This is a genomic window from Brevibacillus sp. LEMMJ03 (assembly GCF_007197875.1).
Classification (GTDB): domain Bacteria; phylum Bacillota; class Bacilli; order Brevibacillales; family Brevibacillaceae; genus Brevibacillus; species Brevibacillus thermoruber.
Genome location: NZ_VKJN01000008.1, coordinates 62,472 through 84,064 on the forward strand (window position 1 = coordinate 62,472; position 21,593 = coordinate 84,064).

24 protein-coding genes are annotated in these 21,593 nt (G+C 56.6%); 6 read left to right on the forward strand and 18 right to left on the reverse strand.

Annotated features, from left to right (window positions below; genetic code table 11):
• Positions 1-8 precede the first annotated feature (8 nt).
• Genes FOI68_RS11825 through FOI68_RS11835 form a run of 3 tightly spaced genes read right to left on the reverse strand, consistent with a single transcriptional unit; the run spans position 9 to position 3,025 of the window.
• The gene (locus FOI68_RS11825; RefSeq protein WP_143863301.1) at positions 9-245 is read right to left on the reverse strand and encodes a hypothetical protein; all 237 of its coding nucleotides are present in this window, start codon (positions 243-245) and stop codon (positions 9-11) included.
• The gene (locus FOI68_RS11830; RefSeq protein WP_143863302.1) at positions 238-1,401 is read right to left on the reverse strand and encodes a Ger(x)C family spore germination protein; all 1,164 of its coding nucleotides are present in this window, start codon (positions 1,399-1,401) and stop codon (positions 238-240) included. Before FOI68_RS11830 ends, FOI68_RS11825 begins: the two co-directional genes overlap by 8 nt.
• A gap of 4 nt (positions 1,402-1,405) precedes the next feature.
• Entirely contained in the window at positions 1,406-3,025 is a 1,620-nt protein-coding gene (locus tag FOI68_RS11835; protein WP_143863303.1) for a spore germination protein, read from the reverse strand.
• Between the two features lie 159 nt (positions 3,026-3,184).
• Here FOI68_RS11835 and ligD point away from each other — a divergent pair, with 159 nt between their 5' ends.
• Together ligD and lgt are read left to right on the forward strand one after the other, a co-directional pair.
• Positions 3,185-4,090 carry a non-homologous end-joining DNA ligase gene (gene ligD / locus FOI68_RS11840; protein ID WP_044899072.1) on the forward strand — a complete coding sequence of 302 codons (906 nt, stop codon included), beginning with the start codon at positions 3,185-3,187 and terminating at the stop codon, positions 4,088-4,090.
• Positions 4,091-4,224: 134 nt separating this feature from the next.
• Positions 4,225-5,025 carry a prolipoprotein diacylglyceryl transferase gene (gene lgt, locus FOI68_RS11845; protein ID WP_044899071.1) on the forward strand — a complete coding sequence of 267 codons (801 nt, stop codon included), beginning with the start codon at positions 4,225-4,227 and terminating at the stop codon, positions 5,023-5,025.
• A 268-nt stretch (positions 5,026-5,293) separates the two neighbouring features.
• On the opposite strand, the gene FOI68_RS11850 is transcribed toward lgt, so the two are convergent.
• The 12 genes from FOI68_RS11850 to FOI68_RS11905 all read right to left on the reverse strand — a co-directional run bounded on the left by FOI68_RS11850 (position 5,294) and on the right by FOI68_RS11905 (position 16,078).
• On the reverse strand, positions 5,294-6,079 hold the full coding sequence (locus FOI68_RS11850) for a 2-keto-4-pentenoate hydratase (protein WP_044899070.1): 786 nt from the start codon (positions 6,077-6,079) through the stop codon (positions 5,294-5,296).
• Between the two features lie 13 nt (positions 6,080-6,092).
• Positions 6,093-7,121 carry a 4-hydroxy-2-oxovalerate aldolase gene (dmpG, locus tag FOI68_RS11855; protein WP_143863304.1) on the reverse strand — a complete coding sequence of 343 codons (1,029 nt, stop codon included), beginning with the start codon at positions 7,119-7,121 and terminating at the stop codon, positions 6,093-6,095.
• Positions 7,122-7,143: 22 nt separating this feature from the next.
• Positions 7,144-8,031, reverse strand: coding sequence for an acetaldehyde dehydrogenase (acetylating) (locus FOI68_RS11860; protein WP_029100137.1), 888 nt, complete (start codon positions 8,029-8,031; stop codon positions 7,144-7,146).
• Positions 8,024-8,809, reverse strand: coding sequence for a 2-keto-4-pentenoate hydratase (locus FOI68_RS11865; RefSeq protein WP_143863305.1), 786 nt, complete (start codon positions 8,807-8,809; stop codon positions 8,024-8,026). The genes FOI68_RS11860 and FOI68_RS11865 overlap by 8 nt, the downstream gene beginning before the upstream one ends.
• A 27-nt stretch (positions 8,810-8,836) precedes the next feature.
• Positions 8,837-10,306, reverse strand: a complete 1,470-nt coding sequence (locus FOI68_RS11870; protein ID WP_143863306.1) for an aldehyde dehydrogenase — start codon at positions 10,304-10,306, stop codon at positions 8,837-8,839.
• 11 nt (positions 10,307-10,317) lie between these two features.
• On the reverse strand, positions 10,318-10,779 hold the full coding sequence (locus FOI68_RS11875) for a RidA family protein (protein ID WP_044899066.1): 462 nt from the start codon (positions 10,777-10,779) through the stop codon (positions 10,318-10,320).
• A 2-nt stretch (positions 10,780-10,781) separates the two neighbouring features.
• On the reverse strand, positions 10,782-11,792 hold the full coding sequence (locus tag FOI68_RS11880; RefSeq protein WP_143863307.1) for an amidohydrolase family protein: 1,011 nt from the start codon (positions 11,790-11,792) through the stop codon (positions 10,782-10,784).
• Positions 11,777-12,322, reverse strand: a complete 546-nt coding sequence (locus FOI68_RS11885) for a 3-hydroxyanthranilate 3,4-dioxygenase (RefSeq protein WP_143863308.1) — start codon at positions 12,320-12,322, stop codon at positions 11,777-11,779. Before FOI68_RS11885 ends, FOI68_RS11880 begins: the two co-directional genes overlap by 16 nt.
• Entirely contained in the window at positions 12,319-12,528 is a 210-nt protein-coding gene (locus FOI68_RS11890) for a tautomerase family protein (RefSeq protein ID WP_044899063.1), read from the reverse strand. Before FOI68_RS11890 ends, FOI68_RS11885 begins: the two co-directional genes overlap by 4 nt.
• Positions 12,515-13,072: an NADPH-dependent FMN reductase gene (locus FOI68_RS11895; RefSeq protein ID WP_143863309.1), complete on the reverse strand. Its 558-nt coding sequence runs from the start codon at positions 13,070-13,072 to the stop codon at positions 12,515-12,517. The genes FOI68_RS11890 and FOI68_RS11895 overlap by 14 nt, the downstream gene beginning before the upstream one ends.
• 37 nt (positions 13,073-13,109) lie before the next feature.
• Positions 13,110-14,588 (reverse strand): 4-hydroxyphenylacetate 3-hydroxylase family protein, encoded by a 1,479-nt coding sequence (locus FOI68_RS11900; RefSeq protein WP_143863310.1) that lies wholly within the window; start codon positions 14,586-14,588, stop codon positions 13,110-13,112.
• A 167-nt stretch (positions 14,589-14,755) separates the two neighbouring features.
• Positions 14,756-16,078 (reverse strand): MFS transporter, encoded by a 1,323-nt coding sequence (locus FOI68_RS11905; RefSeq protein ID WP_143863383.1) that lies wholly within the window; start codon positions 16,076-16,078, stop codon positions 14,756-14,758.
• Between the two features lie 287 nt (positions 16,079-16,365).
• Here FOI68_RS11905 and FOI68_RS11910 point away from each other — a divergent pair, with 287 nt between their 5' ends.
• The 4 genes from FOI68_RS11910 to FOI68_RS11925 all read left to right on the forward strand — a co-directional run bounded on the left by FOI68_RS11910 (position 16,366) and on the right by FOI68_RS11925 (position 18,999).
• Positions 16,366-17,196, forward strand: a complete 831-nt coding sequence (locus FOI68_RS11910) for a methyl-accepting chemotaxis protein (protein WP_255433448.1) — start codon at positions 16,366-16,368, stop codon at positions 17,194-17,196.
• 45 nt (positions 17,197-17,241) lie between these two features.
• Complete coding sequence (locus FOI68_RS11915; protein WP_065066734.1) at positions 17,242-17,889, forward strand: Crp/Fnr family transcriptional regulator; 648 nt, start codon at positions 17,242-17,244, stop codon at positions 17,887-17,889.
• 65 nt (positions 17,890-17,954) lie between these two features.
• Entirely contained in the window at positions 17,955-18,608 is a 654-nt protein-coding gene (locus FOI68_RS11920) for a Crp/Fnr family transcriptional regulator (RefSeq protein ID WP_143863312.1), read from the forward strand.
• Positions 18,609-18,759: 151 nt separating this feature from the next.
• Complete coding sequence (locus FOI68_RS11925) at positions 18,760-18,999, forward strand: hypothetical protein (RefSeq protein WP_035294884.1); 240 nt, start codon at positions 18,760-18,762, stop codon at positions 18,997-18,999.
• 69 nt (positions 19,000-19,068) lie between these two features.
• On the opposite strand, the gene FOI68_RS11930 is transcribed toward FOI68_RS11925, so the two are convergent.
• The 3 genes from FOI68_RS11930 to FOI68_RS11940 all read right to left on the reverse strand — a co-directional run bounded on the left by FOI68_RS11930 (position 19,069) and on the right by FOI68_RS11940 (position 21,545).
• Positions 19,069-20,088, reverse strand: a complete 1,020-nt coding sequence (locus tag FOI68_RS11930; RefSeq protein WP_143863313.1) for an inorganic phosphate transporter — start codon at positions 20,086-20,088, stop codon at positions 19,069-19,071.
• On the reverse strand, positions 20,081-20,698 hold the full coding sequence (locus tag FOI68_RS11935; protein WP_044899057.1) for a DUF47 domain-containing protein: 618 nt from the start codon (positions 20,696-20,698) through the stop codon (positions 20,081-20,083). The genes FOI68_RS11930 and FOI68_RS11935 overlap by 8 nt, the downstream gene beginning before the upstream one ends.
• Before the next feature lie 202 nt (positions 20,699-20,900).
• Positions 20,901-21,545: a GGDEF domain-containing protein gene (locus FOI68_RS11940; protein WP_044899056.1), complete on the reverse strand. Its 645-nt coding sequence runs from the start codon at positions 21,543-21,545 to the stop codon at positions 20,901-20,903.
• Positions 21,546-21,593 lie beyond the last annotated feature (48 nt).

Below are 21,593 nucleotides of genomic sequence, written 5' to 3' on the forward strand. Positions count from 1 at the left end.
GGTCCTCCTTACCGGATCTTCTCCAGCCACTGCTGGACGCGAACGGAAAAGACGTCGGCCAGGTAATTGGTCGGCATGATCACGTTGAGTTGAAACTGCAGCGCAACAAACAACCCGATCGTGATCAGATAAAAGAAGCCCACCACCCGCCTCTGCTTGTCCGGCATGTTTTTTCGCTTCACAAAAAACTGGAGCAGAGACGCAAGCAGCAGCAGGCAAAACAAAATCAGGAACACCCTATTCATTGTGATCTTCCTTTGTTATGTTCTCCGTTGTCTGTCCGATGTTGGTGATCTCAGCTTTGGTCTGGACGTGGAAGTCGGCCTGCGCAAGTCGCTCGTTCCAATGATCCCGCAAATCGCTTCTCCACTCCCGAGGGTACTTGCGGGCCAACACCAGGCCCAACCCGATTGTATCCGTCCGCTGCTGCCTCATTTGGGCCAGCGTCTTTTTTACCGATTCGGTGATGTGCATGGACAATTTTCGCTCCAGGGCAGCCATGTTGGCCGCCTTGCTCAGATCCGCGTTGGTCATGTTTTCAATCACGGTCGCCGAGGCGTACACATTGATCAAAAACTGGATCCGGCCCTGCCTGATCACCGGATTGATTTCCGCCTTCCCTTTGTCGAACTGGACGCTGACGTTCTCCTTGTCCGTCAGGGCAACCTGTGTGGCGAAGGGGGTAAACTGATGGCGAAACCATCGCAGCCCCCCTGCCGCTTCATCGTGGAACACACCAACCATCCTGTCGCCGCGGAATTGTGCCACCCCGAGGATTTGAATCTCCTTGGACTTGCCTTTGGGATGGGAATGGACGGACGTCACGTACGGCAAGTAGGCGTCCACGCCAGGTGTGCTCAGCATCTGTGCCATGTCTTTGACGGAGACGGGGATCGTTTCCTTTTTGATCAGTTCCCTCATCGCCTCACCCGAGAACCGTTCAAAACTGGGCTGTGCCTGCAGCATGGTAATGCCCTTCCCCTTGGCCAGCACCAGGTACGCGGTCAGACGGTTCTCCGGGAAACGGGCCACAATATCCAGCACCTTGCTCAGTCCGTCCCGGGCCAACTCTTCCCCGATGACAATGACGCGATGGTGGGCGTAGAACAACTGCCGGCTCATCCTGGCCTGAAGCAAGCTGTTTGCTTCCCGCAGCGTCTTGCCCGTGGCCGAGTCGACGTAATAGGTTTTATCCCCGCTGGTGCCTCCGCCGCCCCCGGTCGGTCCGCCCAGGTTGCTCACCAGCGGAACCTGAACGGACAAGCGGTACTCGCCATTGGCCTCCTTGTCGATGGAAAAGGCAATCACGATGGCGAGGTCGTTCACTTCCACCCGGTCCCAGCAGCCGGCCATCAGCAATCCGCAGAGCGCGGCAACGCATCCCTTCATCCATCGTCTCATTCCTTCATCCCTCTCCTCGCGTGCGGCCTCCGTCACCTGTCCCCGATCCGCCTTGGCGAACGGTGCCGGAGCTGCCGTCGCGCTGCTGTTGGCTGGTATGGCCGGCCCGCAGCCGACGAGCGTCCTGCACGCCGAGAAAGCTGGGCCGTTTGTTCATGTAGGACCAGGGAGCACGGATCAGCACGTCCTTCAGGTCACCAACCGACATTGGCGCAATCGGCGACAGATAGGGGACGCCAAGCGAACGCAGGTTGGCCAAGTGTCCCATGATCAGCAAAATGCCGACGAGAATCCCGTATATACCCAGAATCGAGGCCGCAATCATCAGCGGAAAACGCAGCATCCGGAGCGAGATGGAGGCGTTGAAATGGGGAACGGTAAACGAAGCGATCCCCGTAATGGACACGACGATCACCATCGGCGCTGACACAATTCCTGCCTGCACGGCCGCCTGGCCCACGACAAGCGCCCCCAGGATGCTGACCGCCTGACCGACCGTTTTGGGCAGGCGGACGCCGGCCTCCCGCAGCGCCTCAAAGGAGATTTCCATGATCAGCGCCTCCACAATCGCCGGAAACGGGATGGACTCCCGCGCCGCCGCGATGCTGAGCAGCAGGGTGGTGGGCAGCATCTGCTGATGGTACGTGGTGATGGCCACATAGGCGGCGGGCGTGAGCAGCGAAATGAGCAGGAACAGATAGCGCAGCCAGCGGATCAGGGTGGCCATCTGGAACCGTTCGTAGTAGTCTTCGTTCGCCTGCAGCATGATCCAGAACGTGGTGGGCACGATCAGCACCATGGGCGTTCCGTCGACAAAAATGGCGATCCGCCCCTCAAGCAGCGCTCCCGCCACCGTATCCGGCCGCTCGGTATACTGGACCTGCGGAAACGGGGAGTAGATGTTGTCCTGAATCAGTTCCTCGATGTACCCCGATTCCAGGATCCCGTCGCTCTCGATCACGCTGATTCGCCGCGTCACTTCTTCCACCAGTTCCCGGTCGGCGATCCCCTCCAGGTACGCGAGCACCAGGTTGGTATTGGTTTCCCTGCCGATCACCAGCGATTTCATCTTCAGCCGGGGGGTCTTCAGCTTGCGCCGCAGCAGGGAGGTGTTCGTCCGGATGTTTTCGATGAAGCCCTCCCGCGGGCCGCGCACCACCGCCTCCCCCTCCGGCTCGTCGACGGAGCGCTTTTCCGGGCCGCGCATGCCCAAGGTGAGCGCCTGCGTGTTTCCGTCCACCATAATGCCGGTGTCGCCCGAGAGCACGGCCTGCAAAAACTCTTTGTAATCCTTCGCCTTGGAGATTTGCGAGACCGGCAGAAGAGCCTCTTCGATCACTTCGACGTCGTCATCGCCGCTCTCCAGGATCATCAACGCCTCCAGCGCCTGGTTGACCGCTCTCGTATCGATCAGGCCGTCGACGAATACGGCCACGGCCGGGACGCCGTTTTTCATCTTGAACTCGCGGATGACAAAGTCGGAGCAGTCGGAAAACAGCCGTTTCAAAAAGAGCACATTCTCCTGCAGGGCGGCGAAGACAGGAACCCCCTCCAGATCGGTCAAACTGCAGGTATTGATCGTTTTGAGCCATTCTTCCTTGTTGGGTGTTCCGTTGTGAGCCATCGCATTCACCAACCGTTGGCAAGCTATCCGTATTATGGGTGCCGGACCGGCAAAATATGCAGACGGCGCCGCCGCATAACTGTCCCGCGCCGGGGCATAGTAGTGGCAAAACTTCGGATGCCATCCCGAACATTTCTCCGGAAAGAGGGTGTCAAAGCCATGCCGACCGCCGCGGCCGATCTCGTTTTGACCGTCGAAGGCAGGGAACTGACCGTCACCAACCCGCAAAAACCGCTTTGGCCGGAAGCAAACGTCACCAAATGGGACTATATCCGCTACCTGTTGGAGGTGGCGCCTCCCCTGCTGCGCTACGCCCAAAACCGCCTGTTGACCGTGATCCGCTATCCGCACGGCATTCACGACAAGCATTTTTACCAGAAAAACCTGCCCGAGTACGCGCCGGACTGGATTGCCACGAGCCGCTGGGAAAACACGCGGTATCCGCTGTGCAACGACACCGCCACGCTTGTCTGGATGGCCAATCAGGCTGCGCTGGAGTGGCACGTGTCGTTTCATCTCGCCCACGATGAAACGCCGACCGAGCTGGTGTTCGACCTGGATCCTTCCACGCCCGAGTTCGCCCCCGCAGCCGAGACGGCGCTGCTGTTAAAGGAAGTGCTGGACGGGTTGAATCTGCCCTCATTCGTCAAGACATCGGGGGCCAGCGGTCTGCAGGTCTACATCCCGATCGAGCGGCGCTACACATTTGACGAAACCCGTCAGGTCGGTCAATTCGTCGCCACTTATCTGGCGGAGAAACACCCGAGCCTGGTCACGATCGAACGCCTGGTAAAAAACCGGGGAACCAAGCTGTACGTCGACTATCTGCAGCACTGGCGGGGCAAAACGCTGCCCGCTCCCTACTCCACGCGCGCCCGCCCGCAGGCGACCGTCTCCACTCCGATCACGTGGGACGAGGTGCCCCGCATTCATCCGACCGACTTTACCGTCCATACCGTGCCCCCGCGGCTCAGGGCACGGGGAGATCTGTTCGCGCCGGTCCACGATCCGGATCTGCGGGCATCCCTGGACCCGATTCTCTCCTTTCTCGCCAAGCGGAGGTAATGGAAGGGGAACCCCCGGCGGACCTCGCCCCTCCTCCCGCTTTGCGTTTTCTTTCGCCTTCCCTCAATTGGAACTGGCTGTGCCGTTTGTGCTATACTGGGCATCAGATGGTTGAAGGCAAGGAGGAATTCATCATGATTGATCCGATTGCGTTGTCGCTCGGCCCCATCAAGATCCACTGGTACGGTGTGATTATGGGGCTGGCGTTTTTCCTGGGCACCTATTTGGCCCGCTACAACGCCAAACGGGCCGGGATCGATCCCGACCACGTGCTGAACATGGTCGTCCTGATCATCCCGGCCGCGATCATCTGTGCCCGCTTGTACTACGTCATTTTTGAGTGGGAGCAGTACAAAGACAACCTGTTTGACGTGATTGCCGTGTGGAAGGGCGGACTGGCCATCCACGGCGGGTTGATCGGCGGTTTTCTCGCCGGTGCCTGGTACGTCCGCAAGCACAATCTTCCGTTTCTCAAGCTGGGGGACGTGCTGATTCCCAGCGTCATTCTGGGACAGGCGATCGGCCGCTGGGGCAACTTTATCAACCAGGAAGCCCACGGAGGGCCGGCCACGGAGGAGTTCATGTCGCACTTTCCCGCGTTTATCCGCGAACAGATGTACATCGGCGGCCAGTACTACCACCCCACGTTCTTGTACGAATCGCTGTGGAACCTCGTGGTCTTTGCCCTCCTGATGGTCATGCTGTACCGGTTGAAACGCTTTGACGGGCAGGTGCTGTTCAGCTACATGATCCTCTACTCGCTCGGCCGCTTCTTTATTGAGGGCATGCGAACCGACAGCCTGATGCTCGGCCATACGCTGCGCGTCGCCCAGCTTGTCAGCCTCAGCCTGATCGCCGTCGGGGTCGTGCTGCTGCTGGTGTATGCCCGCAAAAGCAGGCAGCAGTCCGATCACTCCCAACAGTCGTCGGAATGACGAACACATACGCCCAAAAAACCGATCCGTGTAGTATGCCCCCCTTAAACGTAGACGTTGGAACCCCCAGGGTTGACCGATCAATACGTTAGGGGGTGCATTCTTTTCTTACAGTCAACGGCCAATCGTTCCCACCAGCTCTTGTCCCTGAGACGCCCGGAAAGCAGTTGAAATACATAAGGACGTGTCTGGACTGATCGGAACAGATACGGTTGAAACAAAATAAGCCGACCCCGGTCGCGTACCGGGGCCATCTAGCAGATTACGGTCATTCCTTGACGGTAAACTCAATGGAGCCCAGTCCGTCCCATTTGGCAGAAACGACATCGCCGACAGCAAGTGGCTGCGCTCCGGTAATGCCGCCGGTCAAGATCAGTTGGCCGGCGTGCAGCTTGCGCCCTCTGCGAGACAGCATGTTGGCCAACATGGCGACGGAATGGGCCGGATGTCCCAGCACTGCCGCCCCTGCGCCCAAATCTTTCAATTCCCCGTTGATGGAGAGGGTAACTCCGACCAGATCCAGTTCCAGCTCATCCGGTTTGCGCAGCCTCGATCCGATGAACACACGGGAAGCGGACGTGTTGTCCGCGATCACGTCGGGGAGGGTGAACTGAAAATTCAGGTAGCGGCTGTCGATAATCTCCAGGGCGGGAACGACGTATTCCGTGGCGGCCAACACGTGAGCGCCCGTCACTCCCGGTCCTTCGATATCCCTGCCGAGGATGAACGCGATTTCCGCTTCCACTTTCGGATGAATCAATTCACGGAAAGACAGGACGCCGCTGTCAACGGACATGTAATCAAACACATGGCCGTAGATCGGCTCGTTTACGTTCATCTGCTTCATTTTGGCCCGGCTGGTAAAGCCCATTTTCAGCGCGATCACCCGATGGCCCTGCTCGCGCTTGATGGCAACCAGCTCATCCTGGATCCGGTACGCATCCTCTACCGACAAGTCTGGATATTCAGCCGTAAGTTTCACCACTTCCTGCCGGTTGAACTCCGCATCGACCAGCTTTTGCGCCAATGATCTGTAGGAATGTTCCGCAAGCAAGCTGTCCACCTCCTTATCGCAGTCCCGCTGCACTGCGCTGCTTCGCGATTTCCGCAGCGACATCAATGATCATGTCTTCCTGACCGCCTACCGCTTTTCGCTTCCCGAGCTCAATCAGGATATCGCGGGAATCAATTCCGAACTTCTTCGCGGCACGCTCCGCATGTAGCCGGAAGCTGGAATACACGCCTGCGTATCCGAGGACCAGGCTGTCCCGGGTAATCTCCTGCGGAACCTGAAGGATGGGCGCAACGATCTCTTCCGCCAGATCCATCATTTTGTAAAGATCAATGCCGGTTTCGATGCCCATCCGTTCCAGCACGGCGACCAGTACTTCCGTTTGCGTATTGCCCGCGCCGGCCCCCAAACAGCGGACACTGCCGTCGATGCGCGTTGCCCCTTCCTGAATCGCCGCCAGCGTGTTGGCCATCGCCAGGGACAAATTATTGTGCGCGTGGAACCCGATCTCAACGCCGATGCTTTGCTTTAATGCCCTGATTCGTTCGGCCACTTCATGAGGCAGCAGGGCGCCGGCCGAATCAACCACATACACCGCATCGGCTCCGTAGCTCTCCATCAGTTTCGCCTGCTCGACCAGTTTTTCCGGAGGTGCCATGTGAGACATCATCAAAAAACCGACGGTGAAGAGGCCAAGTTCTTTGGAGCGGGCAATGTGTTGAGCGGAAATATCGGCTTCGGTAACGTGCGTCGCGATCCGCGCCATGCCGACACCCAGCTTCGCAGCGGCATTCAAATCCTTGATTGTGCCGATTCCCGGCAGGAGGAGCACACCTACCGTCGCCTGTTTGCAGACGGCAACTGCCGCCTCGATCAGTTCCATCTCATTCGTTCGGGACAGCCCGTACTGCAAGGAAGAACCGGCCAGACCGTCTCCATGGGAAACTTCGATGAAGGGAACATTCGCCTCGTCCAAAGCGCGGGCCACGCTCACCACCTGTTCCACGGTAAATTGATGGTTGATCGCATGGCTGCCGTCGCGAAGCGCCACTTCCGTGATGAGAATATCCCGTTTACCACTCATCTGTTTCGTCTCCTTTCCAGTTTCAGACGGATGCTGCGTTCACGTGGTGCGCGGCAAATTCCTCCGCCACTTTCACCGCCGTCGCTGTCATGATGTCCAAATTGCCGGAGTAGGTGGGCAGGTAATCGCCGGCCCCTTCCACTTCCAAAAAGACGGTGACTTTGTTGCCGTCGAAAATGGGCTCGGTACGGAGACGGTATCCGGGTACGTACGATTGAATATAGCCTGCGGTTTGCTCAATGGATGCAGCAATCGCCTGTTCATCCAGCGTTTCTTCGTCAACCAGCGCATACACCGTGTTCCTCATCAAAATCGGCGGCTCTGCGGGGTTCAGGATGATAATCGCCTTGCCTTTCTTCGCGCCGCCAATGGCTTCGATGCCGTGGGCGGTGGTTTCCGTAAATTCGTCGATGTTGGCGCGGGTGCCCGGACCGGCGCTTTTGCTGGAAATGGTGGCGACAATCTCAGCGTAGTTGACCGGGCTCACGCGGTTAATCGCGTGAACGATCGGAATCGTCGCCTGGCCTCCGCACGTAATCAGATTGATGTTTTTTTCGTGCAGGTGGGAACCGAGATTTACGGCCGGAACGACATATGGGCCGACTGCGGCCGGAGTCAGGTCGATGGCAAGCTTGCCCGCTTCCCGGAGGGCCTTGGCGTGACGAATATGCGCTTTCGCAGACGTGGCGTCAAAGACGATGTCGGCAAGTTCCGGACTGTTTTCCAAAAACTGCTTCAGTCCACCGTCGAACACTTCATAACCGCGCTGCTTCGCCATGCGCAGTCCCTCCGAGTCGGGATCGATGCCGATCATCGCGGTAAGCTCCAACTGGCTTGACCGGCCCAGCTTCATCATCAAATCGGTGCCGATGTTTCCGGAGCCGAGAATGGCAACCTTTACGTTAGACATGAAATCTCACTCCCACTTCCCCGAGATGGGCGATTCGCGCGCTGAAACAGTCTCCGGGGGCCGCATTGACCGCCGCAGACAGGGCACCAGACAGAATCACTTCCCCGGCTTTCAGCGTAATCCCAAACTCAAACAGCTTGTTGGCCAGCCATGCCACGCAGTTGGCAGGGTTGCCCAGCGCCGCTGCTCCCACACCGGTATTGACCAACTCGCCGTTTTTGTATAGGGCCATACCAGCCAGCGCGAGGTCGAGTTGATCCGGCTTCACGGGGCGTCCGCCCAGCACGTACAAACCGGAGGAGGCATTGTCTGCAATCGTATCCTGCAGCTTGATCTTCCAATCCGCGATCCGGCTGTCCACAATTTCCAGAGCAGGGAGGAGATAATCGGTCGCCTGCAGCACGTCTGACGCGGTAAGGCGAGGCCCTTGCAAGTCGCGCTTTAACACGAAGGCAATTTCCCCTTCCACCTTGGGCTGGATCACGCGCTGAAACGGAATCTCCCCTCCGTTTTCAACGGCCATGCCCGACAGCAGATGACCGTAATCAGGCTGGTCGACCCCGAGCAGTGTCTGCATGGCTAACGAGGTCAACCCGATTTTCTTTCCGACAACGACGTCGCCGGCTTTCACCTTTCGCTCGATCGTGTGCAGCTGCACACGGTACGCTTCTTCTGTCGTCAAATTGGGGTCCAGGGCCGTTAACGGCTCTACCCCGCGGCCGCTTCGTTCCGCCTCCGCCAAATGGTCGGCAAATCTCGTGATTTTTGCCTGGTCCAAACGCCGCAACCTCCCTGTGTGACGATTTCATAGTTTCATGGTAACGGTCTTTGCTTCCGTATAGAATTCGAAGCTGTGCCGCCCACCTTCACGGCCGATGCCGCTCGCTTTTGCCCCGCCGAACGGCGTGCGAAGGTCGCGCACATACCAGCAGTTGATCCACAGCAGGCCGGACTGCACCTGAGCTGCCACCCGGTGGGCACGTCTCAGGTCGTTCGTCCAGACCACGCCGGCCAATCCGTAGATCGAGTCATTGGCGATGCGAATCGCTTCTTCCTCCGTTTTGAACGGAATGACGACGACGACCGGGCCGAAAATTTCCTCTTGGGCCACCCGCATTTTATTGTCTACGTCATAAAAGACGGTCGGCTCGTAGAAGTTTCCGTCACCCAGGCTGGTGATTCGCTTGCCGCCGTAAGCAAGCTTGGCGCCTTCGGCCAGACCGATCTGCACGTAGTCATCGACCGTTTTCAGGTGGCTGCGCGATACGAGCGCCCCCATATCCGTCTCCGGATCCAGCGGATCGCCCACCTTGATTTGCTGCACCGCCTTCACGAATTTGTCGAGGAACCGGTCGTAAATGCTTTCCTGCACCAGCAGCCGCGACCCGGCCAGGCAGATTTCTCCCTGGTTGCGGAAAATCGCTTCGATGGACCCCTTCACCGCTTCATCGAGATCGGCGTCTTCAAACACGATGTTTGCCGACTTTCCGCCCAGTTCGAGAGAGACCGGGATCAGCCGGGAAGCGGCGTTTTTCATGACCGTCTTGCCTGTCGTCGTCTCGCCGACAAACGAAATCCGACGTACGTAGGGATGCGTGGTCATCGCCGTGCCGACGGTTCCTCCCGGGCCGGTCACGATGTTCAAAACGCCCGGGGGCAAGCCTGCCTCATTCGCGATTTCCCCCAGCATCACGGCGCTCAGGGGAGTATAAGAGGCCGGCTTCACCACCACGGTATTGCCGGCTGCCAGGGCCGCGGAAGCTTTCCAGGTCATCTGCATGAACGGCAGATTCCACGGAATAATCAGGCTGGTCACCCCTGCGGGAGCGTATTTCGTGTACGACATGAAATTGCGCATCTCGTAGTTTTCATGAATCAGGTATTTGGCCATCTCGGCAAAAAAGCGCAAGTTCCAGGCAGCTCTGGGAATGTCAAAGCCGTGGCTCTCCTTGATCGGCTTGCCGACATCGAGCGTTTCCACCCAGGCCAATTCGTCCACCCGTTCCATGACGAGGTCGGACATTTTGCAGAGAATCTTCGCCCGTTCTTCGACAGGCATACCGCTCCAGACGCCGCTTTCAAAGGTGCGCTGCGCCACTTCAATCGCCTTGTTCACATCTTCCTCGCCGGCATTGGCCACCGAGGCCAGCTTTACATTGATCGCCGGGTTGATCGTGTCGAACGTCTCGCCGGATATGGCGTCGATGTATTCGCCGTTGATGAACAGCTTGGCGTCTTTAATCTTTCTTTCTCTTTCCTGTGCAGTCTGGCTCATCTGAATCCTCCCTACTCCTCAATTTCCACGATCATCTCAACTTCGACCGCGTTGTTGTGCGGAAGCTGCGCCATGCCTACCGCAGAACGTGCGTGTTTGCCTTTCTCACCGAAAATCTGCACCAGTAAATCGGAGGCGCCGTTCATCACCTTGGGTTGATCCGTAAAATCAGGAGCGCTGTTGACAAAGCCCAGGAGTTTGACAAACCGTTTCACTTTGCTCAATTCGCCGATCTCCCGTTTGACGACCGCCAGGAGATTTAGCATGCACTGTCTTGCCGCCAGATAGCCTACTTCCACCGTAACGTCTTCTCCCAGTTTGCCGCGGTACTCATCCGTCCCTTGACCGGCAAGAAACAGGAGATTGCCGGTGCGAACGCAGCCCACGTAATTTCCCGCAGCCTGCCGCGGTGCAGGCAGCGTCAAGCCCAGTTCCTGCAATCGCTGTTCGGGTGTCGCATCATGTATCGTCATCGTTACCTCACCTCCACCTGGCTCATGTTCAGGAAGCGAAGCGCGTTTTCCCCCAGCATCGCCCGCTTCTGTTCTTCCGTGACCGTCAGCATCTGGTCAATGACCTCGCCCGGGGGAATTTCCCGAAGCAGGAACGGGTAATCGGAGCCCATCAGGATCCGCTCGTGGCCAAAGCGGTCAATCATGTACTGGATGTTCGCCGGATCATAGACCAACGAATCAAAATAGAAATTCTTGGCGTAATGGCTGGGCGGCTGTTCCAGCAGCCGGAGATGGGGCCATACCTTCCAGCCCTGGTCCAGCCGGGGAAGAATGTAAGGGAATGATCCCCCGCCGTGGGCCAAACAAATCCGCAGGCGGGGGAATTTCTCGATCACGCCCCCAAGGATCAAGCTTGCTGCAGCGAGGGCCGTTTCGCTCGGCATCCCCACGGTGTACATGAGATTGTGGCGAGGCATCCGCTCTCTGCCCAACGTCTCCCACGGGTGGACAAACAGCGGCACGTCCCACTTCTCGCACATCTCGAAAAATTCCAGGAAAGCAGGGTCATCCAGATTGTTTCCGTTCACATTGGTGCCGATTTCAATCCCTTTCAGGCCCAGTTCGTGAACGCAGCGATCCATTTCGCGGATGGCGACGGCCGTGTTCTGCAGAGGAACCGTTCCAAGACCCACAAACCGGTCGGGATGCTGTTTCACGGTTTCCGCAATGAAATCGTTTTGGATGCGGGCCATCACTTCCGCTTCTTCAGCGGGCGCCCAATAGGAGAACGTGACGGGAATCGGAGACAGCACCTGGATGTCCACCTTTTCCCGGTCCATATCCTGGATCCGCTTCGCAGGGTCCCACACCTGGTCGGTTACTTCGCGGAACACCTTTCCCCCGACCAGGATATGGGCGCCGCATGCGCACGTCCGGTGCAGGACAGGCCAGCGTTCCCCCTTGAATGTTTCGGCGAAGTTCGGCAGGTCTTCCGGGATGATATGGGTATGAAAATCTACTCGCATTTCCATTCGCTCGCTTCCGGCGGCATGACGTACCCGCAGTTTTTGCAAGTCCGCAGCTCCAGGCTGCCGTTGAATCCTTCGATCGCTTGTTTTACCTGCGTTTCGATATTGGTCAGCTGGACGGTAACGCGGTGCATTTCATGGTCGCATTGATCGCAGAACCAGACAAAGTCCTCCAGCTCTCCCTGGGCCCTGTTTCGCTCGATGACAATGCCGATGGTATCGGCCACCCTGTGCGGCGAGTGCGGAACATTGGCCGGGAGCAGGAACATTTCTCCTTCCCGCACGGTGATCACTTCGCGTTTGCCTTCCTGGTTGATGATCTCAACGTAACAATCCCCCTTCAGCTGAAAGAAAATTTCTTCCGAGGGATCGACGTGGAAGTCTCGCCGTTTGTTCGGTCCGCCCAGCACCATCACCATCAGCTCCGCGTCTTTCCAGATCACTTTGTTGTTGACCGGAGGTTTCAGCTGATCCTTGTTCTCCTCGATAAATTTCCACAAATTGATCGGTGCGAACATGCTCGTCGTGCTCATGTCAATCGCTCCTTTTCCGCTTGGATTTCTTTCACCGTCTTTCCGCCAATCGCCCAATGGCTCAGCGGAATCTCGTAAAGGATGATCCTGATCCGTTCGGGTGCGACCTGCAGGGTTTCGGAGACCGTTTGCGTCACGTTGGCAATCAAACGCTCCTTCACCTCTTCATCTCGTCCCTCCAGCAGCTTGATCTCAAGAATAGGCATGAATGTCACCGGCTTTTAACGCTTTTTGCAGATGGACCACTTCTTCGGCCAGATTCCTGATCCGCTGCAGTACGTCTTCGTCCACCAGTTCATTCTGCCGGTTGAAGTGGTCGGCATGCGCGTACACATAGCCGGGTGCAACGTACGCCCGGAAGTATCCGGCGATGGGCTTCAGCTGATTTTCAATCACCAGATAATGCTGATACGTGCCCCCGTTGGCGACAAACCCCATCACTTTATGGCGAAGCGCCTGCGGATGAACCAGGTCGAACAGGTTCTTCAGCACCCCGGTGATCGAACCCTGAAAGATCGGCGTGCCGATGATGTAGAAATCAGCGGAAGAGACAATGTCGATCACCGTTTTCGTGTCACCGGTGTAGGTGGACGGATCGCGCCCGTCACAGAACTGGACATCGTACTGCTTCATATCCAGCAGTTCCACTTCCAGCTCAGGTTCCAGCTTCTTCACTTCCTCGAGAACCTTTTCCACGAGTATGCGCGTTTTTGCCCCCACAATCGTTCCTGAAATGCCTAACAGCTTCATCCCGTTTCCTCCTTTGTCCGAAGCGGCCGTCCGTTCCTCACGCTTTCGCGACCGGTTCATGGAGATTAAGCACGCTCAACGCGTCATCGACCAGGTCAAACGAGCGCACCCGTTTGTAATTGTTGAAAAAGATCGCCCGCTTGCGGATCGGATCGCCGGTATAGTAGCGTTCGTATTGCAGGAGCCGCTGTCCGAACGCTTCTCCGCACAGATCCCAGGCCAGCTTGAACAAACGGACGCGTTCCTTCCCTGAGACACCCGCGCGACCGGCGTAATACTTCTCCATATCTTCCGCCAATTCCGGATTGGCAAAATCGGCCCCTGTCGGAGACATCAGCAAACCGCCTGCACCGATGATTTGCAGCACTTCCACGGCGCGCGGGTACATCTTCGGCAGCAGTCCGCGTATCGTTTCCAGCGGCACCCAACCCGGCATGATTTCGCCCGACGGCAATACGTCGCACTCCTGTTCGGCGATCCGCAGCAGCGCCCTGATCGATTCCACCGACTGGATCAGCTCGCCCAAGTCGTTCTGGACATTCAGGTAGACATCCACCCCGATGGAGTCGGCCAAGCGGACCGCTACTTCCGTGGCAAACTGCAGTTTGATCAGCCCGCGTACACCGGTCTGATGAGCCGGCTGCTGCGCGATGCCCGTTTTCGGATACAGCAGGTTGGCCGCTTCCACGTTGTTGTACAGGAACACCCGGTCCCACGGCACCAATACATCGTGGAAGACCAGTACCGCATCCATTTCTTCAAAGCGGGACGCCAGCGGATGGTCAAACAGCGAGCGGGTTCCGTCCTGCATCGGTTCGCGGCAGAGAATCCGCAGTCCCGGCGTGTCAATCGGAATGGCAAAGGCAAGCGCGTAGCGTTCATCGCCGGGCTTGAATCCCGGGAACGAGTAGATGATCACTTCATCCGTGATCGGTGCCAGGGTGGCCAGCATTTTCGCGCCTCGGACGATCAGTCCTTGCGGCGTCTCCCTGACCGCGCCCAGATGGGTAAAGAGATCCTGCTGTTCGTGCGATGACTTGCTGCGGTCGTTTTGCGGATTGATAATCGCGTGCGTCAAGAACAAATCGTTGTCGCGGATGTACCGGTAGTACGCGCGGATATTTTCCGCCCACTGCGGGTTGTATGTTTCCAAAAAGGAAGCGTTGCTGAACAGCGACGTAAGCACAACATTGAGAAAATCCGGGGTTCTGCCCATCAAGCCGAACGTGGCTTTGGCATACGCTTCAAACAGCGCCCGGCGAGCCTGCAAATCCTCGTGGGTTTTCGGGACCAGAAACGCATTGTTCACCCGTTCCCCGGTTTCGGCACAGATGTGCGTAATCCTGTCCTGGTACTCCGGATCATGCTGCATGTCGTACAGTTTTGCGATTTCACGTATCGGCTGCTGGAACACAACCTCGTCGCATACATGGGTCACTCTCCGCCCGGACAGCCAAATCTCCGGCTGCCGGGATTTCAGCCCGTTGATGTACTGGGCACCTGTTCGGATTCCCATGGAAATTCCTCCCTACTTTCTTGGTTAGGATGAGTTCCTGTCTTGTGATTGCATTATAATATTGAACAATTTTGAAAATTGTAGTGCGGTTAACGTTTTCAGCCGATTTTTGAAGTGCCGTCAGAAAAAAAGGCTGCCGATCGTATCGACAGCCTCCCACGCGTTGGTTAGATGTTCCCGTCGCGGTGCTTCGGGATAAACAACACCATGACCGAAGCGATGATTCCCGCGATGGCAAAGGTATAGAAGTTCCAGGCGAGCCCCATGTTCCAGGACATGAACAATCCGATCAGCACCGGGCCGGAAATCGCCCCGATCCGACCGAACCCGATCGCCCAGCCCAGCGCGGTCGCCCGGTTATCCGCGGAGAAATACTTGGAAATGTAGGCGTTCATGATCAACGTGGTACCGATCGTCCCGAAACCGGCGAGGCCGACCAGGGCGTACACCACCGGCATCGACGATTTTACACTCAAGAGGGCCATCGAGACCCCGGCGAGGAGGTAAGAGATGCTGATGATCTTCTGCGACCCCCACCGGTCTGCCGCCCTGCCCGCCAACAGCGCGCCTACCGCTGCCGACAGGTTCAGCATAAACAGGAAACCCAGACTGGATCCGAGCGGATACCCCGCCTCCTTCATCATTTTCGGCAGCCATGTGCTCAACCCGTAAATCATCAGCAGGCCCATGAAAAAGGCGATCCAGAAGCAGACGGTCGCGCGGATGTTTTGTTTGGCGAACAGCGCGGCGACCGAGGCGAATTGACCCTGTCCCTCGTTCGCTTGATCCGGCTTGTATGCTCCGATGGTATCAAGCGGAATGTTGTACCGGCTGGCAATTTGCTCCGCCTCTTCGCGTCTGTTCTTCGCCAGCAGGAAGCTGATCGATTCGGGCAAATACTTGAGAATGAACGGCACGAGGAGAATCGGGACGGCGCCGAGCCAGAACAAGAACCGCCAGCCGAAATCCTGCAGGAAATACATCGACAGCAGCGCACCGAGCAGACCGCCGACCGGGTACCCTGTGTACATCACGGCGTACATCAACGACCGCCGTTCCACCGGCGAATACTCGATGGTGAGGGCGGACGCCGTGGGAATCACGCCGCCCAGCGCGATACCTCCAAGAAAACGAAACAAACCGAACATGTCAGGCGAGGGTGCCATCGCGGCAAACCCCATCATGATGGAAAACAACGATACGCAAAAAGCCAATGTCTTTTTGCGCCCGATCATGTCCGTGACAGTTCCGACACAGATGGCTCCCACCAACATGCCGACCAGCGCATAGCTTCCAATGGCCCCCGCTTTCGCCGGAGACAGCGCCCAATCCTTGTACTCCATCAACGAAGGCAGCACAGCGCCGTAGATGCCGAGATCATACCCGTCTGCCAGCATGCTGAACCAACAGATGACAACAACGAGCAGCGTGATGGCTGGCATTGTCCTGGCTGCCGGTTTCGACGACGGATCGAGAACGGGCGCATCCATTTGCAGATTCCCTTTCATCATATCCTCCCCCTGATAATTGTTTAAATATTTAAAAAATGCCGTGAACTGATTGTACTAAAAGGGAGGACCTCCCTGTGTAAATTGCTTAACGTTCCAATCCCTTTTTTCGAACCCTTCCGTCACGCCGGTTGTAAACCAGTTAACATTTTTTCAGACTTTTTTTCGCGACGAGAATGTTTACGTTGTACATATGCTCTTCGCCCATTTATAATTGTGCTGGTGGTTTCTAAAAATTTTGATTTATGAAACATGGGAGCTTGAAGGGTATGAGCCTGCTGGACAGTGTCGTACACGTATCTTCCATCATGCACAGGATGGTTTTGTGCTTTGAAGATGATTTTACGCTCGGGATCACGGATAGGGAGAAATTTTTAACCTACCTGCCCGGAAAGACCTTGCAATTCGGATTATCGCCGCATGATCCAATCAAGGAAGGCAGTCTGGCCAATACGATTATCAAGCAGGGAAGACCAATGACGAAGCTGATGGATTCCTCGGTGTACGGAATCGCCTACATTGCCGGCGGACTGCCGATTGAGGAAGACGGCAGGATTTCCGGTGCGCTCGTCTTCGGAGTCAGTCTGGATCGCCAAAATAAGCTGGCACAGATTGCCGAACACCTGTCGGCCATTGTGGAAGAGGTTTCCGCCCAGTCCGTGGTGATGCAGTCAAGCGCTGAGACGTTGTCGTCACACAGCGAGAAGCTTCATCAGGTCATGACCGGAATGCTGCAGCAAGTAGAAACAACCTTTTCCGTATTGAAATCAATCTCGGACATCGCCAAGCAGTCGGGCATACTCGGGTTGAACGCCTCGATTGAAGCCGCCCGTGCAGGGGAGCAGGGCAGAGGCTTTGCGATCGTTGCGGGAGAAATGCGTCGTTTGGCTTCGACGTCCGGCGATTTGGCAAAGGAAATCTCCAAGAGCCTTTCTTCGCTGCAGGAGGAGATCACCTCTCTTTCACAAATGGTGCTTGCATCAAAAAATCTCGCAAAGGCACAGACAGAAGGGATTATGGAACTGGCTTCCGCCATTCAAGACGTTACCAAGGAGGCATGCCTGCTGCAGCAGATGTCGCAGATCCAAGCCGGCAGCTAACCACAGCCGTTATCGTTTACAACCATATTGAAAGGAGTGTTCGATATGGTATCCCCGTTTGAAACCGACCTGAAGTGGGAGACGTTTCTGAAGTACGGGAAGAGGCAATTCGTGAAAGGAAAATCCGTCATTTACTACCAGGGCAGTCTGGGAGACGGGTTTTATTACCTTCACAAGGGCTTGGTGAAAATCGTCACCTCCACGGTAAAAGGAAACGACCGGTTGTTGAACATCGTGGTGCCCGGCCAACTGCTCGGGATTCAAACCATGGACCGGCAAACGCACTTTACCACCGCGATCGCCGTTAAGGACTCGGTGGTCTATCATTTTTCCTGCGAACAGTTTGCGAAACTGATGAAGGAGCAGCCGGAATTACTGCCCCTGTTTGCTCAAACCGTCAATCAAAAAATGCGGATTCTTCTTTATGCGATTAATATGAAAGCGCTTTCTTCTGAAGAGCAGATCGCCGCGCTGCTCCTCAACATCTGCGATGAGTTTAAAAACTATGAAGTCCCCCTCACCCAACAGGACCTGGCGCACTGCACCGGATTAACCCGAATCACCGTATACAAAATCCTGAAACAGTGGAAAGAAGACGGACTGATCGACATCGAGCAGCGCAAATTTGTGATCAAGCGTCCGGATGTGTTGCGGAAGTTGAATCTGTCTGCACCGACAGCGAAAACGGTTTAGTCTGGAGCGCTCATTCCCTGTCCAATGTTGCGCAGAGAATGATGTTGGGAAGGAAAGGTGATCGTATGGTAAACCTTCGCTACAAGTGGACTCCGTTCTTACCATATGGACAAAAACTGGAACTGAAAAAGAATACGTTCGTGTATCGCCAGGGAGAAAACGGCAGAGGCTTTTATTACCTGGAGCAGGGCGGGGTGAAAATCAGCCTGCTATCCGATAACGGCCACGAGCGTGTCATTGACTACGTCCCGATCGGGACCCTGCTAGGGGAACACGGGGCTCACAGAGGAACCTATTTGACAACCGCGGTTACCACTACACCTTCGATTCTCTATCATTTCTCCGATGAAGCCTTGTCAAGAGTGTGCAAGGATCATCCCCATGCGGCGATGATCTTCACCAACTCCCATATCTATAAAGTACGACTCCTCGCCGAAATCATTTCCTATCTGGACAGCCCGGTCGAACAGCAAATGGCTCACTTTTTGTTGAAATTGATTCAAATTCATGAGAATGAAAACATCCCCATCGACCAGACGTCGTTCGCCCGGTACATCGGCACGTCCCGGATCACGGTCAACAAGATCATCCAGAAATGGCGCCAGCAAGGCTTTATCCAATTCTCCAACGGCGTGATTCAGGTGATTCAGATCGAGCGGATTCGAGAGATACTGACCCAAATGGAAAGTGAGCAGTTTGAGCAAAGTACGTCCTTGTAACCCCCTCCGCAGTGGGAGGGGGTCTCCCTTTATTGAAGAATCGAGACTGCTCAACGGGGTCTTGACCGGTGGGCCGGGTGATTTTTTGCTGGTCTGAATTGTCGCAAAGGTGGGCATAACTGAAAGAAAACGACGAAAGGAGAAGGATCGCATGGATGACGACATGTTGGAGGCGTATCTGGACCGGAGCGTGCGCGTTCACTTCGCCCCGGGCATGATCGGTCCCGGCCTGTCTTCCTTCGAGGAAGGAAAGCTGCACGACTACAGCGCGGCGGGGCTGCTGCTGGAGGCCGCGGACGGTTCACTCGCCTACATCCCGTTCACTTCGGTCCGGATGGTGCAGATCAAACCGCGACCCGGCTTTTGGGAGCGCTTGACCGGCACCTCCTGATCCGTTTTCCCTGCAAACAACAAAGCTCCTCTCCCCCGTCAGGAGAGAGGAGCAGGAGCCTTGATTCCGTTACAAAAAGACGTCGAAGACCACGTAACAGGCGGCCGCGAGCAGTCCCGTCGCCGGCAGCGTGAAGACCCACGTCACCAGGATCCGGCCGGCCAAGCCCCACTTCACCGCGGAGAACTTTTGCGACGCGCCCACGCCCAGGATGGACGAGGTGATCACGTGCGTCGTGCTGACGGGCAGCTTCAGCGTGGTAAAGATGGTAATGATCAGGGCAGACGACAAGTCGGCGGAGAACCCGCTGATCGGCTTGATCTTCATGATCTTGCCGCCCATCGTCTTAATGATCCGCCAGCCGCCAAACGAAGTGCCGAGCGCCATCGCGATCGCCGCCGAGATTTTCACCCAGAGCGGGATGGTAATCTCTCCCGTCTCCGAGGTCATAAAGCCGCCGGAGATCAGCGCGAAGGTGATAATCCCCATTGTCTTCTGGGCGTCGTTGGCCCCGTGGCTGAACGACTGCCAGGACGCCGCCAGCACCTGCAGCGAGCGAAAGCCCCTGTTCGTGCGGTGGTACGGCATGTTGGCCACCAGTGCGGAGACCAGTTTGATAATGACAAACCCGACCACAAACGCGACGATCGGCGAGACGATCAGCGCCTGGACAATGCTGATGAAGCCCGCCAGGTTGATCGCGCCGAAACCGGCTGCGCCGACAACCGCGCCGGCCACCCCGCCGATCAGGGCGTGTGACGACGAACTGGGAATCCCGAACCACCAGGTAATCAGGTTCCACAGGATGGCGGACGTGAGCGCGGCCAAGACGATGACCAGACCGTTCTCCAGCTTGAACGGGTCGGCGATGCTGCCCCCGATCGTTTTGGCCACCCCGGTGTAGGTGAGGGCACCGATCAGGTTCAGAACGGACGCGATGAGAATTGCCGTGCGCGGACTCAGCGCCCGGGTGGACACGGACGTGGCGATCGCATTGGCCGTGTCGTGAAAGCCGTTGATAAAGTCAAAGCTGAGCGCCATGATGACGACAAGGATGAGAATGATCACGTCAGGCGAAAGACTAAGCATTCTTCAGCACGATCCCTTCTACCAGGTTGGAAACATCCTCGGCGAAGTCCGCACAGTCTTCCAGCTTGTCGTAAATCTCCTTCAGCTTGATGGCCTCGATCGGATTGGCGTCGGGCGCGTTGAGCAGGTCGGACACCATTTTCCGGTAGTTGGAGTCAGACTCATGCTCCAATTCCTTGATCTCGGCAGCGTATTGGGCCACCACCTGGTGATCCAGTTTGCGCAGGGTACGGATCAGCTCGATCAGTTTGGCCGAGCATTTCACCAGGATGTTGGCCTGAGCCAGAACGCGAGGGTCGGGCTGGCGCACCTGATAGAGGTACATCCGATCCGCTACCCCGTCGATGTAGTCGATCATTTCGTCCATCGTATGCGCGAGCTGGTGAATGTCCTCCCGTTCCAGCGGGGTGATGAACGTGGAGTTCAGCTCGTTCATGATGCGCCGAACGATTTCATCCCCTTCTTTTTCAACCGCCTTGATCGCTTTCACTTTGGCTTCCACATCCTGATAGTTGCCAATCATTTCGTAAAACAGGTGGGTCCCCTTGTGAACATTGGCGATTTGCTGTTCAAACAGGTCAAAGAAGATGTGCTTTTTGGATTTCAACATACGTTCCGTCGTCACTCCTTTGGAAAGATAACGCCTCACCGATTATAACCGAACAGCTTTCTAAAGGTAAATTTAAAAACAAGGACAAACGCGTGTTTTTTTCATTAAGATATTGTAAAGGTTTTGTAAAGGCGCATGACAAGCGAAAAACACCCGCTCTTTTCCGGATGCGAGTGTTCGTAACTGCCACCTGTTTCCTGGATTACTGTTCCGCCACCAGTATGCAGTCTTTCTTCTTTTTCGCTTCGTACATCAGGGTGTCCGCTTTCGCCGCCAGTTCCGTCGCCGTGGACGCGTGCGCGGGAAACGAAGCAATTCCGATGCTGACCGTCACGCCCCCCAGGTCTTCCCGCACATTGCGCTGGATTCTCTCCCCGACAGTCACGCCGTGCTGCGTGTCCGCATGGGGCAGCAGGATGACGAACTCCTCGCCTCCCCATCGGCCGACCGCATCCTGCGCGCGGATGCTGCGCTTCAGGATGTCGGCAAAGCGGCACAGCAGATGGTCTCCCGCCAGGTGACCATGGCTGTCGTTGAAGATCTTGAAATTGTCCAGGTCGATAAACAGCAGGGTAACCGGATAGTCGTGGCGGCGGGCCCGTTCCACCTCCCTCTCCAGCAGTTCAAAGAAGCGGCGGTTGACAAGCGCACCTGTCAGCGAGTCCAGATAGGCCGCCTCTCTCAGTCTGTCGGCGTACAGCCCCATCCGGTAGCCCACCGCTGCCTGCAGCACCGCGGCCGCTGCCGCCAGTACGGCCGTTTGCTGATTGGCGGGCAGCCCGTAGACGGCCGTCCACAGCAAGGTGAACAGGCAGGAAATCCCCAACCCTATCCAACGTAAGTCCAACGATATCCCCCTCCGACTTATTTCACACACAAAACGAGTTGAATATGA

What these genes read in the sequence shown, in the direction of transcription:
- FOI68_RS11880 (WP_143863307.1), bottom strand. Translation starts at nt 11,792, where the DNA reads ATGGAAATGCGAGTAGATTTTCATACCCATATCATCCCGGAAGACCTG.
- FOI68_RS11910 (WP_255433448.1), top strand. Translation starts at nt 16,366, where the DNA reads ATGAGCCTGCTGGACAGTGTCGTACACGTATCTTCCATCATGCACAGG.
- FOI68_RS11915 (WP_065066734.1), top strand. Translation starts at nt 17,242, where the DNA reads ATGGTATCCCCGTTTGAAACCGACCTGAAGTGGGAGACGTTTCTGAAG.
- FOI68_RS11890 (WP_044899063.1), bottom strand. Translation starts at nt 12,528, where the DNA reads ATGCCTATTCTTGAGATCAAGCTGCTGGAGGGACGAGATGAAGAGGTG.
- FOI68_RS11905 (WP_143863383.1), bottom strand. Translation starts at nt 16,078, where the DNA reads ATGGATGCGCCCGTTCTCGATCCGTCGTCGAAACCGGCAGCCAGGACA.
- FOI68_RS11900 (WP_143863310.1), bottom strand. Translation starts at nt 14,588, where the DNA reads ATGGGAATCCGAACAGGTGCCCAGTACATCAACGGGCTGAAATCCCGG.
- FOI68_RS11895 (WP_143863309.1), bottom strand. Translation starts at nt 13,072, where the DNA reads ATGAAGCTGTTAGGCATTTCAGGAACGATTGTGGGGGCAAAAACGCGC.
- FOI68_RS11930 (WP_143863313.1), bottom strand. Translation starts at nt 20,088, where the DNA reads ATGCTTAGTCTTTCGCCTGACGTGATCATTCTCATCCTTGTCGTCATC.
- ligD (WP_044899072.1), top strand. Translation starts at nt 3,185, where the DNA reads ATGCCGACCGCCGCGGCCGATCTCGTTTTGACCGTCGAAGGCAGGGAA.
- FOI68_RS11830 (WP_143863302.1), bottom strand. Translation starts at nt 1,401, where the DNA reads ATGAGACGATGGATGAAGGGATGCGTTGCCGCGCTCTGCGGATTGCTG.
- lgt (WP_044899071.1), top strand. Translation starts at nt 4,225, where the DNA reads ATGATTGATCCGATTGCGTTGTCGCTCGGCCCCATCAAGATCCACTGG.
- FOI68_RS11870 (WP_143863306.1), bottom strand. Translation starts at nt 10,306, where the DNA reads ATGAGCCAGACTGCACAGGAAAGAGAAAGAAAGATTAAAGACGCCAAG.
- FOI68_RS11835 (WP_143863303.1), bottom strand. Translation starts at nt 3,025, where the DNA reads ATGGCTCACAACGGAACACCCAACAAGGAAGAATGGCTCAAAACGATC.
- FOI68_RS11875 (WP_044899066.1), bottom strand. Translation starts at nt 10,779, where the DNA reads ATGACGATACATGATGCGACACCCGAACAGCGATTGCAGGAACTGGGC.
- FOI68_RS11925 (WP_035294884.1), top strand. Translation starts at nt 18,760, where the DNA reads ATGGATGACGACATGTTGGAGGCGTATCTGGACCGGAGCGTGCGCGTT.
- FOI68_RS11825 (WP_143863301.1), bottom strand. Translation starts at nt 245, where the DNA reads ATGAATAGGGTGTTCCTGATTTTGTTTTGCCTGCTGCTGCTTGCGTCT.
- FOI68_RS11920 (WP_143863312.1), top strand. Translation starts at nt 17,955, where the DNA reads ATGGTAAACCTTCGCTACAAGTGGACTCCGTTCTTACCATATGGACAA.
- FOI68_RS11935 (WP_044899057.1), bottom strand. Translation starts at nt 20,698, where the DNA reads ATGTTGAAATCCAAAAAGCACATCTTCTTTGACCTGTTTGAACAGCAA.
- FOI68_RS11860 (WP_029100137.1), bottom strand. Translation starts at nt 8,031, where the DNA reads ATGTCTAACGTAAAGGTTGCCATTCTCGGCTCCGGAAACATCGGCACC.
- dmpG (WP_143863304.1), bottom strand. Translation starts at nt 7,121, where the DNA reads ATGAGTGGTAAACGGGATATTCTCATCACGGAAGTGGCGCTTCGCGAC.
- FOI68_RS11885 (WP_143863308.1), bottom strand. Translation starts at nt 12,322, where the DNA reads ATGAGCACGACGAGCATGTTCGCACCGATCAATTTGTGGAAATTTATC.